This window comes from Brachybacterium sp. SW0106-09, from assembly GCF_001293905.1.
In the GTDB taxonomy this organism is placed as follows: domain Bacteria; phylum Actinomycetota; class Actinomycetes; order Actinomycetales; family Dermabacteraceae; genus Brachybacterium; species Brachybacterium conglomeratum.
In genome coordinates, this window is sequence record NZ_BCAK01000040.1 from 1 (window position 1) to 14,592 (window position 14,592).

Here is a 14,592-nt window from a genome sequence, read left to right on the forward strand (position 1 = left end):
CCCTCCGCGGCGGTGCTCGCCGCGGACGGCGAGGCCGCCGCGGACGTGCGCGCGATCGAACGGGCGGCCGGCCGGTGACCGATCCCGCACGGCCCGCCCCGCCCGTCGGCGGCGGAGGGGGAGAGCCGTCCGCCCGCCGCGCCGAGGACGAGGCACCCGCCCGCCCCGCGGGCAGGGTCGAGGGCGCCGAGCCCTTCGCGGTGCTCATGCCGCTGTGGGCGAAGGACCGGCCGGACCGGGTCCGGCAGGCGATCGTCTCCGCCACCGAGGCGCAGCAGCTCCGCCCCGACCTGCTGATCCTCACGGTCGACGGGCCGCTCCCCGCCCCGCTGGAGGCGCTGGTGGAGCGTGTGGAGGCCGGCGCCCACGGCCCGGCGACCGTGCTGCGCCACAGCGCCCATCGCGGGGTCGCCTCCGCGCTCCAGGGCGGCCTCGAGGCCTCCCCGTACGAGCTCGTCGCCCGGGCCGACGCCGACGACCTGTGCCGCCCCGAGCGCTTCGCCCTCCAGATCCCGCGGATGCGGCGCGACCGCCTCGATCTCCTGGGCGGGGCGATGCGCGAGTTCAGCGACCGCGTCGCCCCCGGCCGGGGGCCGCTGCGCACACGGCCCCTGACCTATGCCGAGATCACCGCCTATCTCCCGCGGCACAGCCCCTTCCACCACCCCACGATGGTGCTGCGCCGCTCCACGGTGCTCGCCGTCGGCGGCTACCGCGACCTGCCCCTGCTGGAGGACTACTGGCTCTGGGAGCGGATGATGCTGGGCGGGGCGCGGATGGCGAACCTCCCGGACGTGCTCGTGGACTACCGCGTGGACGAGCACCTCTTCGCCCGTCGCGGCGGCTGGCGGCTCTTCGCGAGCGACCTGCGCCTGCAGCGCCGCTTCGTGAGGGACCGCGTGACCACCCCCGCCGGCTTCCTGCGCAACCTGGGGGAGCGGGGCGTCTACCGTCTCGCCCCGGGATGGGCGCGCCGCCTGGCCTACCGGCGCTTCGTCGAGCACGACGGCCGCACCGCATGACCACTGCCACACGCTCCGGCGCGCCGAGGCGGGGAGCCGTCCCCCGGTCGCGCCTCCGCTACTGTGATCGAGTCCCCGGCGGAGAACCCGCCAGCATCGAAAGGACCCCCTGTGTCGACTCCTGACCTCCTGATCGTCGGCTCCGGCCTGTTCGGCCTGACCATCGCGGAGCGCGCGGTGGCCGAGCACGGCGCGAAGGTGACCATCATCGACCGCCGCTCCCACATCGGCGGCAACGCGTACTCCGAGGCCGATGCGGTCACCGGCATCGAGGTCCACAAGTACGGGGCCCACCTCTTCCACACCTCGAACGACCGGGTGTGGGAGTACGTCAACCGCTTCACGAGCTTCACCGGCTACCAGCACAAGGTGTACACGACCCACCAGGGCGTGGTGTACCCGATGCCGATCAACCTCGGCACCGTCAACCAGTTCTTCCAGGCCGCCTACACGCCCGACGAGGCGCGCGCCCTGATCGCGGAGCAGGCCGGCGAGTTCGCCGGCAAGGATCCCGAGAACCTCAACGACAAGGGCATCTCCCTGATCGGTCGTCCCCTGTACGAGGCGTTCATCAAGAACTACACCGGCAAGCAGTGGCAGACCGATCCCAAGGACCTGCCCGCCTCGATCATCTCCCGCCTCCCGGTGCGGTACACGTACGACAACCGCTACTTCAACGACACCCACGAGGGCCTGCCCACCGACGGCTACACCGCGTGGCTCGAGCGGATGGCGGAACACCCGGACATCGAGGTGCGCCTGGACACCGACTACTTCGACACCTCCCAGCCGCTGAACCGCGATGCGGTGCGCGGGAACCTGCCGGTGGTCTACACCGGCCCGGTGGACCGCTACTTCGACCACGACCTGGGCGAGCTCGGCTGGCGCACCATCGACCTGGAGACCGAGCACCTGGAGGTCGGCGACTTCCAGGGCACCTCCGTCATGAACTACGCCGATGCCGAGGTGCCCTACACCCGCATCATCGAGCCGCGCCACTTCCACCCCGAGCGCGATTACACCAAGGACGCGACCGTCATCCAGCGCGAGTACTCCCGCTTCGCCGAGTCCGGCGACGAGCCGTACTACCCGATCAACTCCGGCGCCGACCGCGAGCGGCTGCTCGAGTACCGCAAGCGCGCCGAGGTCGAACCCCGCACCCTGTTCGGCGGGCGTCTGGGCACCTACCAGTACCTCGACATGCACATGGCCATCGGCTCCGCCCTGTCGATGGCCGACAACAAGCTGCCCGACCTGCTGCGGGGCTGACCCGACCGCCCCGCAGTGCGGGGCCCGAGACGACCGCCGACGAGGAGCACCATGAACGCCACCCCTGCCGCCACGGCAACCCCCGAGAACGCCGCGCCCGAGACGACCGCGCCGCAGCGCGTGCTGCAGCGCCTGATCCTGCCCACCGAGGCGTCCCCCGACATCGCCCCGCTGTACATCGAGGCCTCCGACGCGCGCTCCGGCGCGAGCGGCAGCGCCTTCGGCCTCGGCGGCGGCGACTCGTCCGACGCGGGAGCCCCTGGCCAGCCCGCCGCGAGCGCGACCTCCGTCGACGTCAGCGAGCTCAGCGACCGCCTCTCCGTGCGGATCCCCGCGCAGTCCATGCGGTCCTTCGGCACCTACTTCAACGCCTTCCCCGCCAGCTACTGGCGGCGCTGGACCCCGGTGCGGGCGCTGCGGCTGGTGGTGCGCACCGCCGGCTCCGGCACCCTGGTCGTCATGCGCTCCACGGCGCGCGGGAGCCTGCAGCGCCACGACTCGGTGAGCGTCACCGGCAGCGGCGAGACCGTCTTCGAGCTGCCGCTGACCGCCTTCGGCGATGGCGGCTGGTACTGGTTCGACGCCTACGCCGGCGCCGAGGACCTCACCATCATCGGCGCCGAGTGGACGGCCGACGCGGACCTCGCCCGCACCGACGGCACCTTCTCCATCGCCATGACGACGATGAACAAGGTCGACTACGTGCTCGACAACATCGCCACCGTCGCGGAGAACCCCGACCTGCGCGAGAAGCTCGACGTGATGTACATCGTGGACCAGGGCGCGGACCGCCTCGGCGACCACCCCGAGGACCTCGCCCCGCTCCAGGCGGAGCTCGGCGAGCAGCTGCGCATCATCGAGCAGGGCAACATCGGCGGCTCCGGCGGCTTCTCCCGCGGCATGTACGAGGCGTCCACCAACGGCACCTCCACCTACGTGATCAACTGCGACGACGACATCGTGCTCGAGCCCGAGACGCTCGTGCGCCTGGTGACCTTCGCGGACTTCGCCACTCGGCCCACCCTCGTCGGCGCCCACATGTTCGACCTCAACAACCGCAGCGTGCTGCACACCTTCGGCGAGGTCGTGAACCCCTGGCGGATCCAGCCGGCGCTGGCGAACACCGAGGGCCAGCTGGGCCACGACTTCTCCGCCGAGCCGCTGCGCTCCACCCCGTGGCTCCACCGCCGCGCCGACGTGGACTACAACGGCTGGTGGTCCTGCCTGATCCCCACCGAGACGGTGCGCGCGATCGGGCTGAGCCTGCCGGTGTTCATCAAGTGGGACGACGCCGAGTACGGGCTGCGCGCCAAGAAGGCGGGCTACCCGACCGTGTCCCTGCCCGGCGCGGGCGTGTGGCACATGAGCTGGGTGGACAAGGACGACCTGGTGGGCTGGCAGGCCTACTTCCACGAGCGCAACCGCATCATCACCGCGCTGCTGCACTCGCCCTACCCCCGCGGCGGTCGTGTGGTGCGCGAGTCGCAGTTCATGGACGTCAAGCACCTCATCTCGATGCAGTACTACACCGAGGCGGGGCGCCTGATGGCCCAGCGCGACGTGCTCGAGGGCCCCGACGCGCTCCACCCCTCGATCGGCACGAAGCTGCCCGAGATCCGGGCCATGGCCTCCGACTTCGCCGACGCCACCGCGAAGAAGGACCAGGACTCCTACCCGCCCGTCCACGTCGACAAGCCCCCGCGCAAGGGCCGCCCCTTCACCCAGCCGCACCGCTTCATGCTCCCGGTGTGGACGGCGAAGACGCTGGCCAAGCAGCTGCTGAAGCCCACCTCGCCCCGCGCGGACGAGAACCCGCAGGCGGTCGTGCCCCACCTGGACGCGAAGTGGTGGCGCCTGTCCGCCTACGACAGCGCGCTTGTCTCGAACGCCGAGGGCACCCAGGTCGCCTGGTACAAGCGCGATCCCAAGCAGGTGCGGGACAAGCTCGCCCAGGCGCTGACCGCGCACCTGGACCTCCACCGCCGCTGGAACGAGCTGGCCGCGCAGTACCGCGAGTCCGCCGGCCGGATCACCTCCTTCGAGGCGTGGGAGCGGACCTTCGCGGAGAACCCCGCCCCGGTGCGCGAGAAGGACCGCGCCGCGGGCACGGGCACGGCCGGCAGCGGCACGAGCGGCGGGAGCACCTCGGCGTGAGCGAGGCCCCCCGCACGCGGGCGGGCCAGCTCCCCACCCGGGCCGAGCAGGCCGAGGGCTGGCGCGCGCCCGGACAGGACGCCGGCTGGCTGAACCCGGTCACGGAGCGGTTCCTGCTGCGCCTGCTGGTGCGCAAGGAGCTGCGCGTCCGCTACCGCGGCAGCGCGCTGGGGATGCTGTGGAGCTACGTGAAGCCCGCGGTCCAGTTCATCACCTTCTACATCGCCCTCGGCGTCTTCCTGCAGCTCCAGCGGGACACCCCGGCCTACGCGGTGTACCTGTTCAGCGGCATCGTCGTGGTGAACCTCTTCGGCGAGGTCTTCGGCAACGCCACCCGCTCGATCACGGGCAACCAGGCGCTGGTCTCGAAGATCTATCTGCCCAGCCAGCTGTTCCCCTGGTCGAGCATGATCGTGGCGCTGGTGCACTTCCTGCCGCAGCTGCTGGTGCTGATCGTGGGCGCGCTGCTGTTCGGCTGGCTGCCCTCGCCGACGGCGGCGCTCGCCTTCGTGCTCGGCATGGCGATCCTGCTGATCTTCACGATGGGGCTGGGGATGATCACCGCGGCGCTGAACGCGGCCTTCCGCGACGTGGAGAACTTCGTGGACCTCATCGTCATGGTCGCCACCTGGCTGTCCCCGGTGCTGTACCGCGTCTCGATGGTGGAGGAGTCGATCGGCGGCACGATCTGGTTCTGGCTCTACCAGCTGAACCCGCTGACGATCGTGGTGGAGCTGTTCCACGTCGCGTTCTGGCGCTACAGCCCCAAGGTCGTCGAGCGCGCGACCGTCGACCCCTCGCTGCTGTCCCCGCACGAGCCCTACGGCCTGTGGTGGGCGGGTCTGCTCATCGCCGTGGCCACCTTCGTGATCGGCACCGTGGTCTTCGAGCGCTCCAAGCGGCGCTTCGCCCAGGAACTGTGAGGGGAGGACGAGGATGAGCCCGAACATCGACGCCGTGCCCGAGTCCGCCGCACGCCCCACCGACCGCGAGATGGTGCGGATCGAGCACGTCACCAAGCAGTTCTCGTTGCGCCACGACCACTCCCTGAAGGAGCTGGTGTTCTCCGCGCTGCAGCGCAAGAAGCTCGCCGACACCTTCCTGGCCCTCGACGACGTGGACCTCACCGTCCACGCGGGGGAGACCGTGGGCCTGATCGGCTTCAACGGCTCCGGGAAGTCGACCCTGCTGAAGACGATCTCCGGGGTGCTCTTCCCCGACCAGGGACGGGTGCTGCTGCGCGGCCGGGTCGCCGGTCTGATCGAGGTGGGCGCCGGATTCCACCCCGACCTCTCCGGGCGGGAGAACGTCTACCTCAACGGCGCGATCCTCGGCATGACCCGCGAGCAGATCGATGCGAAGTTCGACGAGATCGTCGCGTTCAGCGAGATCGAAGAGTTCATCGACACCGACGTGAAGTACTACAGCTCGGGCATGTTCCTCCGCCTGGCCTTCTCCGTCGCGGTGCACACCGAGCCGGACATCTTCCTGGTCGACGAGATCCTCTCCGTCGGCGACGAGCCCTTCCAGCGCAAATGCCTGGAGCGGATCCGGGAGCTGCAGAAGGCCGGTCGCACCATGGTCGTCGTCTCCCACGAGCTGGAGATGCTCGAGAAGCTCTGCACCCGCATCGTCGTGCTGCGCAAGGGCCGCACCGTCTTCGACGGCGACCCCACCGAGGCCATCGCGACGCTCCGCGCGAGCTGAGCCCCGCCCGCCGCGTCCCGGCGGGGGCGGCGGCTCAGCTCCGGTCGGTGACGCCCTCGGCGTCGGCGCGCTCCGGGGTGACCACCGCCGCGGGGCCGACGATCCCGCCGCCCTCCAGGAAGGCGCCGAGCGTGCGGGACGCCGTCTCGAGCCCGTCGCCCGCCACGAGCAGTCGCGGTGCGGCATCGCCCGCGCTCGGGGTGGGGGCGGGTCCGCTCCAGGCAGGCAGCGCCACGCCGAGCCGGTCAGAGCTTCCCCGCACCTCGACCAGCCAGTCCCGCGCCAGGGGCGGCAGCTCCCCGTCATAGCGGGGCGCGAGGGAGACCCCCTGCACGGCGAGCACCTCGTCGGCCGTGTCCGCGAGCGCGGAGTCCGGACGGTCGGTGACCACCACGCGCGGGTCCTCGACGCCGCCCGGCGGCGCGGCCGCGGCGTCGTCGGCCGACGGATCCCCCGCCCCGGTCCGCGGCAGCAGCACGACCTCGCCCCCGAGGGACCAGGTCGCGAGCGCGAGGACCAGGCGCTTCCAGTGCGGGGCGAGGTCCAGGACCACCGTGTCGCCGTGCTCCAGCGCGACCTCGTCGTGCAGATGCCCGATCGCCTTGATGACCCAGTTGGCGAGCACGTGCCCGGACAGCTCGATCCGGGACGCCTCGCCGTACCAGGCGAGCGCCGGCGTGGGGCCGAGCGCCTCGAGCGCCGCGAGCAGTGCACGGCCCGTCGTCGAGGGGTCGGGCGTCGGGGACGAGGTCATCGGGGGTCCTCCTCGGGATCGGGGACGATCAGCACGGGCACCTGGGGCAGCTCCTCGCCGAGGGACTCGGCGCCGAGCGCGGTGCGCACCCGCTCGGCCAGCGTCGCGGCGTCGGAGAGCGCGGCGTCGGAGGCATCGGCCCGCTCGACCACGATATGCGTCGAGCCTGAGCGGTCCCGGACCGCGGCGGCCCGGGAGCGGAACGGGGCGGCGCCGGGACGGGGGAGCGCGGCGACCTCGAGCGCCCGGGCGATCCGCTCCTCGGCGGGCTCCGGGGACATCCGCGCGATCGGCTCCTGCTCCGGGGCGAGGCCGAGGGCCGCCCACACCGACTCCAGGCTCGGCCGCCGGAACCAGTCGTCGGCCCCCGTGCGCGAGAGCTCCCGGGCCGGGACGTCGACGCCCGTCGCCCCGGGGACCCCGCGCACGAGCACGGCCGGGATCCCGCTCGCCTTGCCCTTGACGAGGTCCGCGGCGGCGGCGAGCTCGTCGGCGAGGTTCCGCACGGTGACGTTCAGGGGCCGCCCGTCGGCATCGACCCCGCCGCGCAGGTCCTCGAGCGAGGACACCCCGGCCGCCCCGAGCGCGATGTCGGAGACCCCCACCCGCCAGATCCGCGAGGAGGTGTCGGTGAGCACCACTCCGATCGCGACCCCGAGATAAGCGACGAGGCCCTCGCGCAGCTCGCGGGCGCAGGCGTCGGGATCCTCCGGCAGCAGCAGCGGGCCGTCCGGCGCGTTCGAGCCGTCCACCCCGGCGGCGGCCATGACCGGGCCCGAGGGGATCTGGACCACCGAGGTCACCACCCGGGTGTGGAGGCGGCGGGCGACGGTGCGCACGGCGACGCGCTCGATCGCCGCGTCCCGCTCCTCGGGGCTCACCCGCAGGCCGAGCGCCTTGGAGACGATCTTCGTCGAGACGCACAGCACGTCCCCTTCGCGCGGGGCGAGCGGGGCCAGCGCCCCGGCGAGCAGGGCGGCGAGGTCGGCGCCCTCCCGCACCTCGCCGAGGCCGGTCAGCGGCAGCACCGCGACCTGCGGCGGGGGAGCGCTCGGGGCGGACGCGGCAGAGGGAGCGTCGGCGGGATCGGACGGGGACGGGGTGGTGGTCACGGTGCCTCCCGGGGGGCGGGCTCCTGCGGCGGGCGGGGAGCCGGGACGAGGGATCGGAGGGGCGGCGTCGCCCCGGAATGTGCAACGGCGGCGCGGGACGCGGAGGGTCGCAGCGGCGGGCGACGGCGGCCGTGTCGTGCACGGCCGTTCGCGCAGTGATGTGCTCCGCGACGCGCCGACGCCGCTTGACGCACCATAACTACACCGGTGTACTTTAGGGGCCGAAAGAGGCCTTCGCTGGTCATGACAGGTCAACACAGCAGTGGAAGGAGTGGTGGCCATGGACGAGGAACGAGTCGACGACGACGCGCGTGCAGAGCTGTCCCTGCTCGACCTCGCCGGGCAGGACTCCGACGATGCAGAGCTGAGCTGGCAGGAGCGCGCCCTGTGCGCGCAGACGGACCCGGAGGCGTTCTTCCCCGAGAAGGGCGGCTCGACCCGCGAGGCGAAGAAGGTGTGCGTCTCCTGCGAGGTGCGCGCCGAGTGCCTCGAATACGCGCTCGAGAACGACGAGCGGTTCGGCATCTGGGGCGGTCTCTCCGAGCGCGAGCGACGCAAGCTCAAGCGCCGGGTGGTCTGACATCCTGACCCGGTGAACGAGCGCCATGTCACCGCGGTCGTCCTGCTGAGCGGGGCGACGACCGCGGGAACCCACGATGCGCTCCACGCAGCACTGACCGCCCAGACCCGACTCCCGGACCGGGTGGTCGTCGCCGTACCCTCCGATCTCGACGAGGACGTGCGCGCCGCGCTCGAGAGCCTGACCGCCTCGGGCGAGGTGGACCGTCTCGTCGACGTCACCGCCCGCCCCGACCCCTCGCTCCCCGGCCGTGCGGCCGCCGTCGAGGAGGTCCTCGACGCGCTCGCCGCGCAGCACGAGCGCACCCTCGGCCCCGTCGACGCCCCGGAGCCCGCCGCGCAGTCCTCCACGCGCCGGGCCGGCCGTCGCGCCCGCGCCGTCGACGTCGATGCCCTCGAGCGCGAGCGCACCCAGCGCGCGGAGGCGCTCGCCCTCGTGCCCGAGCGGCTGCGCGAGGAGGGGTCCCGCAGCGGGCGCCGCGCGGGCCTCGCCGAGGGCGCCCCCGCGGAGCGCTGGCTGTGGTTCCTCGAGGACCCCGAGATCCCCTCCCTCGACGCGCTCGAGCGCGAGCTCGAGAGCGTCCGGCAGTCCCCGACCACCGCGGTGGTCGGGGCGAAGCGGGTGCGCCATGCCGAGCCGGGCGCCGACCTCCCGCAGACCGCCGAGTCCGCGGACGCCCTGGTCGACGTCGGCATCACCCTGACCCACGGCGGGCGCATCATCACCGGCGTGGACCCCGGCGAGATCGACCAGGGACAGGCCGACTGGCGCCAGGACGTCCTCGCCGTGCCGCTGCCCGGCATGCTGATCCGCGAGCAGACGCTGCGCGAGCTCGGGGGCCTGGACCCAGACCTCCCCGCCCCCTGGGCGGAGATCGACCTGTGCCAGCGCGTATGGCGCTCCGGGGAGCGGGTCGCGGTGCAGTCCGCCGCCCGGATCCTGCACCCCCATCCCACCCGGCCCGTCCTCGAGCGCCTCCAGGACCAGCGCACCGGACGCCTGCTCACGGTGCTCAAGCACCGCCCGCTCCTGCACGCGCTGCTCACCCTCCTGCTCCTCCCGCTCGAGACCCTCCTGCGGATGGCGGGGGCGCTCGCGGCGACCGCGCCGCGCACCGCGCTGATGGAGCTGCGCGCCGTCCTCGCCGCCCTGCCGCGGATGCGGCGCGTCCTCGGCCGCGGCGCCCGCGACCGCCGGCGCGCCCGCGTGCCCCGGCGACGCCTCGCCCCGCTCTACCTCCCGCGCGGTGCGAGCCTGCGGCGCTGGCTCGACGACGTCGGCACCCGTCTCTTCGCCGACGACGACCGTCGCCGCCAGATCCGCCGCACCACCTGGGGCATCGCCGGGACCCGGCACGGGCTGGACGACGCCGACTACGGCCGCCACATCGTGTGGACCGCGGTCGTGGTGCTCGGCGCCTCGATCCTGGGACTGTTCTCGCTGCGGAGCCTGTTCGGCCGCGGCGAGCTCGCCGGCGCGGGTCTGCGCGCCGTGCCGGAGGCCGCCGCCGACCGCTGGGCCGCGGCCTGGTCGACCTGGGTCCCGGGCGGACTCGGGGACCGCGGGCCCGGCGACCCGCTCGTGCGCCTGCTCGGGCACCTGCCCGGCAGCGGCTCACTGCTCGTCGAGGTGCTGGTGTTCGCCGGGGTGCCGGCCGCGGCGGTCGCCGCCTGGTGGGCCTCGGGCGCGATCACCCGCGCGGTCGGCGCCCGCCTCGTGCTCGCCTGCGTCTGGGCGCTCGCCCCCTCGCTCCTGACCGCCCTCGCCGTCGGCGCGTGGCCGCTGCTGGCCGTGCACGTGCTGCTGCCGCTGCTGGCCCTCGCGATCGGCCGGGCGATCGGCCTGCCCCACAAGGTCTCCCAGGCCTCCGTCTCCGCGGCCGCCGCGGGCGGTCTGCTGCTGCTGGTGATCGGGGCGGTGCAGCCGGTGCTCGTGCTGCTCGTCGCGCCGGCCCTCGCACTGGTCGCGATCGCCGCGCCCGGTCGGCGCCTGCGCCTGCTGTGGGTGCTGCTGCCCTCGCTCGCGCTCCACGCGCCCTACCTGCCCACCTACCTCGGCCACCCCCGCACCCTCCTGGCCGTCGCCGGCGTGCCCGCCGCGGCGGGCGAGGCGAGCACCCGGGACCTGCTGGGACTGTGGCCGGTCGCCCCCGACCTCGCCGCGCCGCTCGCCGGGATGCTCGGCGAGGACGCCGCCGGACTCCTGGTGCTGCTGCCCGTCGCGCCGGTGGTGCTCGGCGCCCTGGTCTCCCCGCTGCTGCGCGGTGCGGCCGGCCGCGCGGGCCGGCTGAGCCTCCTCGCCGCCGCCGGCTGCGCGCTCGCCGTGCTGGCGGCCCGCTCCACCGGGACCTCCGTCGGCCAGGGACAGGTGCTGACCCCGCCGCTGCACGCCCTGCTCAGCGCGGCCCTGCTCTGCCTCGCCCTCGGCGCCGCGGCGACCTTCGACACCCTCGCCCGCCGCCAGGAGCGCGACTCGCGCCTCCGGCGCCTGCTCACCTCCGTGATCGGCGCCCTCACCGCCGCGGCCTGCCTGCTCACCGTCGTCGGCGGGATGGCGCTGCTTCCCCGCGCGCTGCAGATCGGGCGCGTGGAGGGCGGGGAGGTCCCCGCGGCCGCCGCCGACCAGGGCCGCACCGAGGCCCGCTCCCGGGTGCTGGTGCTGGACCAGGCCGAGGACGGCGCGGTCGCCGCCCGCCTCGTGGTCCACGGCGAGGACACCGTGATCCAGCACTCCGCCCTCGTCGACGCCCGCCACGTCGAGGCGGCGCTGGCCGGCGAGCCCGTCGACGACGATCCCGCCTCCGCCGCACTGCGCGAGGAGGTGGCGGCGATGCTCTCCGGCGGCGCCGAGGACGGCACGGACCTCGCCGATCCCGCGATCGCCTACGTGGTGGTCCACGGGGACCGCGAGAGCCGGCCCGAGCTGATGAGCACCCTGGACAGCTCCCCTCTGCTCGAGAAGGTCACCGAGGGCTCCGAGGGCGGGACCTGGCGCGTGATCGACGCCCTGCCGCGCGCCGTCGTCACCGGCGGCGAGGAGCCGATCGCCCTGGACAGCGGGGTCGTGGACGCCGAGGGCGAGATCGCCCCCGCCGACGAGGAGCGCACCGTCGTGCTCTCGGAGCGGCACGACACGGACTGGCGCGCGAGCCTCGACGGCACCGAGCTCGCCGCGGTCGAGGTCGACGGCTGGGCGCAGGGCTTCACCGTCCCGGCCGGGGCCGGGGGAGAGCTCGAGATCCACCGCCACCAGCCCGCCCGACCGCTCTGGCAGCTGCTGCTGTACGGCGCGACCGCGGCCACCGCGCTGATCGCGATCCCCTGGCGGGTCCGCACCCGCACCGCGGAGGAGATGTATGGCTGAGCACGCTTCCGAGGCCGAGACCGAGGCTGAGGACCGCACCGGGACCGCCCGCGGGGCGGGACGGGTGCGCGCCGCGCACGGACGGCCCGCCCGCCTGCTGCTGGGCATCGCCGCGATCGTCCCCCTGCTGCTGGCCGCCGGGGCGCTCGCCGTCGCCCCGGACCGCGGGCCCGCCGCGGCCGAGCACGTCCGGGCCACGGCGAGCCCCGGCCCCCGCAGCCTCGCCTGCCACGGCCCGCTGCAGGTGCCGGACGAGGCGCTGCAGACGGGCGGCGACGCCGCGCTCGCGGTCACCCCGCCCACCCCGTCGGTCTCCCTGCGCAGCGTCGCGGCCGAGCCCGCGTCGTCGGTCCTGTTCGGCGAGGTGAGCGGATCCAGCACCCGACAGGACGCCGAGGGCGCCGTGCCCGCCCCCGCGATCACGGCCGCGGACGCCGAGGGCGAGGAGCTTCCCGGCGATGCCGCCTCGACGGATCTCGGCATCGCGGTGCAGACCCTGCGGGACGTGCGCACCGCGCCCCGGGTCACGGCGCAGACCTCCGAGGGCGGTCGTCCCGTCGCCGACGCCGTCCAGGGCACCTGGACCGCGTCCGGGGACTTCCGCTCCCTGTCCCTGTCCCGCTGCGCGGAGCCGACCACCGAGGCGTCCTTCCTCGGCGTCTCCACGCAGACCGGGGACAGCTCCGTGCTCGTTCTCTCCAACCCCTCCGACCGCCCCGCCACCGCCTCGGTCCAGCTGCGCACCGCCGACGGGCCCGCGGCGATGGAAGGGCGCAGCCAGGTCGTCGTCGCGCCGGGCGATGAGGAACGGGTGCTGCTGGAGTCCGTGGTGCCGGGGGAGGACGCGGTCGGCGTGGACGTCTCCGTGCTCGGCGCGCCCCTGTCCCTGCACGTGCAGACCACCGAGCGGGACGGGCTGACCCCCGGCGGCGCCGAGATCCTCGATCCGCTGCCCGCCCCCGCGCAGGAGCTGGTCATGCCCGGCGTGGACGTCGCCGGGACCGCGCCCACCCTCGTGCTCTCGAACCCCTCGGGCTCCACCGTCACCGCGGACGTCGAGGTCCTGGGCGCGGACGGCGCCGCCTCAGGGGCATCGCCCGCGCAGATCGAGGTCCCCGCCGGCGCCGTGGTGCCCACCGCCCTCGAGGGCCTCGCCGACGGCACCTACGCGGTGCAGGTCTCCGCGGACGGGCCGCTCGACGCCGTCACCCGCAGCGCCCGCACCGGGAAGGATCTGCCCGGCGACACCGTCGGCGCGCCGGTGGACTTCACGCTCGTCGCCCCCGCGCCGGCGCTGGGAACCCATGCGGTCAGCGCCCTGCCGGGGCAGGGCGCGACCGGTGCGCTCACCCTCACCGCGGACGAGGACATCGAGGCCCGGGTGATCCCGATCGGCGCCGACGGTGCGGCCGGGGAGCCGATCGCGGTCGACCTCGCCGCAGGCGCGACCAGCACCCTCACCCACGAGCAGCTCCGCCTCGGCGGGGAGGGCGCCGCGGCCCTGTCGATCGTGCCCGAGGTCCCGGGCGCGGTCCACGCGAGCTGGACGCAGCGCCAGTCCGACGGGGCGGGCGGCGTGCTGCTCTCCACGCTGCCGGTCCTGCCCGATGCGGGCGACGGCGACAGCGTCCCGGTCGTCCTCACCGACTGAGGACGCTCCCGGTCCCGCGACAGCCGCTCCGCACCGGCGCGTCCGCGACCGCCGCGCGGTGCGCCCGGGCTGCCGTCCGCGTCGCACGGTGCGCGCGCCGCGCCGGTCGCGCGGCGGCTCAGAGATCCCAGGCCTCCGGGTCGACGTCCTCCGGCGCGATCGAGAGCAGCGAGCCGATCTGCTCGGACAGCACCTGCCGCACCAGCATCTCCAGCTCCGTCGCGGTCACGCAGCGCGTCTCCAGCGGCCGGCGGTAGACGACCACGCGCGGCGGGTGCTCGCGGGTGCCCGGCACCGCACGGCCCAGCACCACCTGGGCCTCCTCCCAGGGCGCCGGATCCGCCGACGGCACCTCCTCGACGAGCACCTGCAGGTGCGCGAGACGCCGGGGGAACCGCTCGGTGAGCGCGGCCCCCGCATCGGCGACGAGATCGTCGAAGCGCTCCCGGCGCGTGCGATGGCCGGGCAGGTGCGGGGGGATGAGGTCCCAGCGCCGGCCGCGGCCGCGGCGGTCTCGGCGACGCGGGCCGAGCGGTCCTCGCGGGGCGGGGGCACGGCCGGGTTCGAGGTCCATGCCGTGCACTGTAGCCCCGCGTCCGCAGTGCCGGACCCCACCCTCGCCCCGGCGGGCGCGCCGCGCCCGCCGGGCCCGCGACCTGCGTACACTGCTGAGCGTGCCAGCTCGTGAATGCTCCCGGACCGCCTGCTCGCAGCCGGCAGTCAGCTCCCTGACCTTCGTGTACCAGGACTCGACCGCGGTGCTCGGCCCGCTCTCCCGCCTCAGCGAGCCCCATGCCTACGACCTCTGCCACGAGCATGCCGCCCGCATGACCCCGCCGCGCGGCTGGGAGCTGCTGCGGGTCGCCGGCGGCGGGGACGTCAGCGACGACCTCGTCGCCCTCGCCGACGCCGTGCGCCGCCCCGCCGCGCCCGCTCCCGGCCAGGGCCCGCACGGCCCGGTCGGCACCGCCGGCCCGGGC

At 74.6% G+C, this 14,592-nt stretch carries 12 protein-coding genes; 9 read left to right on the forward strand and 3 right to left on the reverse strand.

The window, feature by feature from the left end:
• The first annotated feature begins 74 nt into the window (after positions 1 to 74).
• The 5 genes from Y09_RS13615 to Y09_RS13635 all read left to right on the forward strand — a co-directional run bounded on the left by Y09_RS13615 (position 75) and on the right by Y09_RS13635 (position 6,152).
• On the forward strand, positions 75 to 1,022 hold the full coding sequence (locus Y09_RS13615) for a glycosyltransferase (protein WP_082358852.1): 948 nt from the start codon (positions 75 to 77) through the stop codon (positions 1,020 to 1,022).
• 111 nt (positions 1,023 to 1,133) lie between these two features.
• The gene (gene glf / locus Y09_RS13620; RefSeq protein WP_053918219.1) at positions 1,134 to 2,291 is read left to right on the forward strand and encodes a UDP-galactopyranose mutase; all 1,158 of its coding nucleotides are present in this window, start codon (positions 1,134 to 1,136) and stop codon (positions 2,289 to 2,291) included.
• A gap of 51 nt (positions 2,292 to 2,342) precedes the next feature.
• The gene (locus Y09_RS13625) at positions 2,343 to 4,445 is read left to right on the forward strand and encodes a glycosyltransferase (protein WP_053918220.1); all 2,103 of its coding nucleotides are present in this window, start codon (positions 2,343 to 2,345) and stop codon (positions 4,443 to 4,445) included.
• Complete coding sequence (locus Y09_RS13630) at positions 4,442 to 5,368, forward strand: ABC transporter permease (RefSeq protein WP_053918221.1); 927 nt, start codon at positions 4,442 to 4,444, stop codon at positions 5,366 to 5,368. Before Y09_RS13625 ends, Y09_RS13630 begins: the two co-directional genes overlap by 4 nt.
• 13 nt (positions 5,369 to 5,381) lie before the next feature.
• On the forward strand, positions 5,382 to 6,152 hold the full coding sequence (locus Y09_RS13635; protein WP_082358854.1) for an ABC transporter ATP-binding protein: 771 nt from the start codon (positions 5,382 to 5,384) through the stop codon (positions 6,150 to 6,152).
• 34 nt (positions 6,153 to 6,186) lie between these two features.
• Here Y09_RS13635 and Y09_RS13640 read toward each other — a convergent pair whose 3' ends face one another.
• Positions 6,187 to 6,906, reverse strand: a complete 720-nt coding sequence (locus Y09_RS13640; protein ID WP_053918222.1) for a TIGR03089 family protein — start codon at positions 6,904 to 6,906, stop codon at positions 6,187 to 6,189.
• On the reverse strand, positions 6,903 to 8,018 hold the full coding sequence (locus Y09_RS13645; protein WP_053918223.1) for a coenzyme F420-0:L-glutamate ligase: 1,116 nt from the start codon (positions 8,016 to 8,018) through the stop codon (positions 6,903 to 6,905). The genes Y09_RS13640 and Y09_RS13645 overlap by 4 nt, the downstream gene beginning before the upstream one ends.
• Before the next feature lie 280 nt (positions 8,019 to 8,298).
• Here Y09_RS13645 and Y09_RS13650 point away from each other — a divergent pair, with 280 nt between their 5' ends.
• The 3 genes from Y09_RS13650 to Y09_RS13660 are packed head-to-tail and all read left to right on the forward strand — an operon-like array spanning position 8,299 to position 13,612.
• Positions 8,299 to 8,598, forward strand: a complete 300-nt coding sequence (locus Y09_RS13650; RefSeq protein ID WP_010549808.1) for a WhiB family transcriptional regulator — start codon at positions 8,299 to 8,301, stop codon at positions 8,596 to 8,598.
• 12 nt (positions 8,599 to 8,610) lie between these two features.
• Complete coding sequence (locus Y09_RS13655; protein WP_053918224.1) at positions 8,611 to 11,961, forward strand: hypothetical protein; 3,351 nt, start codon at positions 8,611 to 8,613, stop codon at positions 11,959 to 11,961.
• A complete protein-coding gene (locus tag Y09_RS13660; protein WP_053918225.1) occupies positions 11,954 to 13,612 on the forward strand; it encodes a DUF5719 family protein in 1,659 nt (552 codons plus the stop codon). Before Y09_RS13655 ends, Y09_RS13660 begins: the two co-directional genes overlap by 8 nt.
• Before the next feature lie 118 nt (positions 13,613 to 13,730).
• Here the strand turns inward: Y09_RS13660 and Y09_RS13665 are convergent, their stop codons facing one another.
• A complete protein-coding gene (locus Y09_RS13665; RefSeq protein ID WP_053918226.1) occupies positions 13,731 to 14,186 on the reverse strand; it encodes a metallopeptidase family protein in 456 nt (151 codons plus the stop codon).
• A 100-nt stretch (positions 14,187 to 14,286) separates the two neighbouring features.
• Here Y09_RS13665 and Y09_RS13670 point away from each other — a divergent pair.
• A partial coding sequence (locus tag Y09_RS13670; protein ID WP_159419662.1) for a DUF3499 domain-containing protein occupies positions 14,287 to 14,592 on the forward strand: 306 nt, incomplete at its 3' end.

Coding starts and splice junctions, on each gene's coding strand:
- Y09_RS13625 (WP_053918220.1), top strand. CDS start 2,343: ATGAACGCCACCCCTGCCGCCACGGCAACCCCCGAGAACGCCGCGCCC.
- Y09_RS13635 (WP_082358854.1), top strand. CDS start 5,382: ATGAGCCCGAACATCGACGCCGTGCCCGAGTCCGCCGCACGCCCCACC.
- Y09_RS13640 (WP_053918222.1), bottom strand. CDS start 6,906: ATGACCTCGTCCCCGACGCCCGACCCCTCGACGACGGGCCGTGCACTG.
- Y09_RS13650 (WP_010549808.1), top strand. CDS start 8,299: ATGGACGAGGAACGAGTCGACGACGACGCGCGTGCAGAGCTGTCCCTG.
- Y09_RS13660 (WP_053918225.1), top strand. CDS start 11,954: ATGGCTGAGCACGCTTCCGAGGCCGAGACCGAGGCTGAGGACCGCACC.
- Y09_RS13665 (WP_053918226.1), bottom strand. CDS start 14,186: ATGGACCTCGAACCCGGCCGTGCCCCCGCCCCGCGAGGACCGCTCGGC.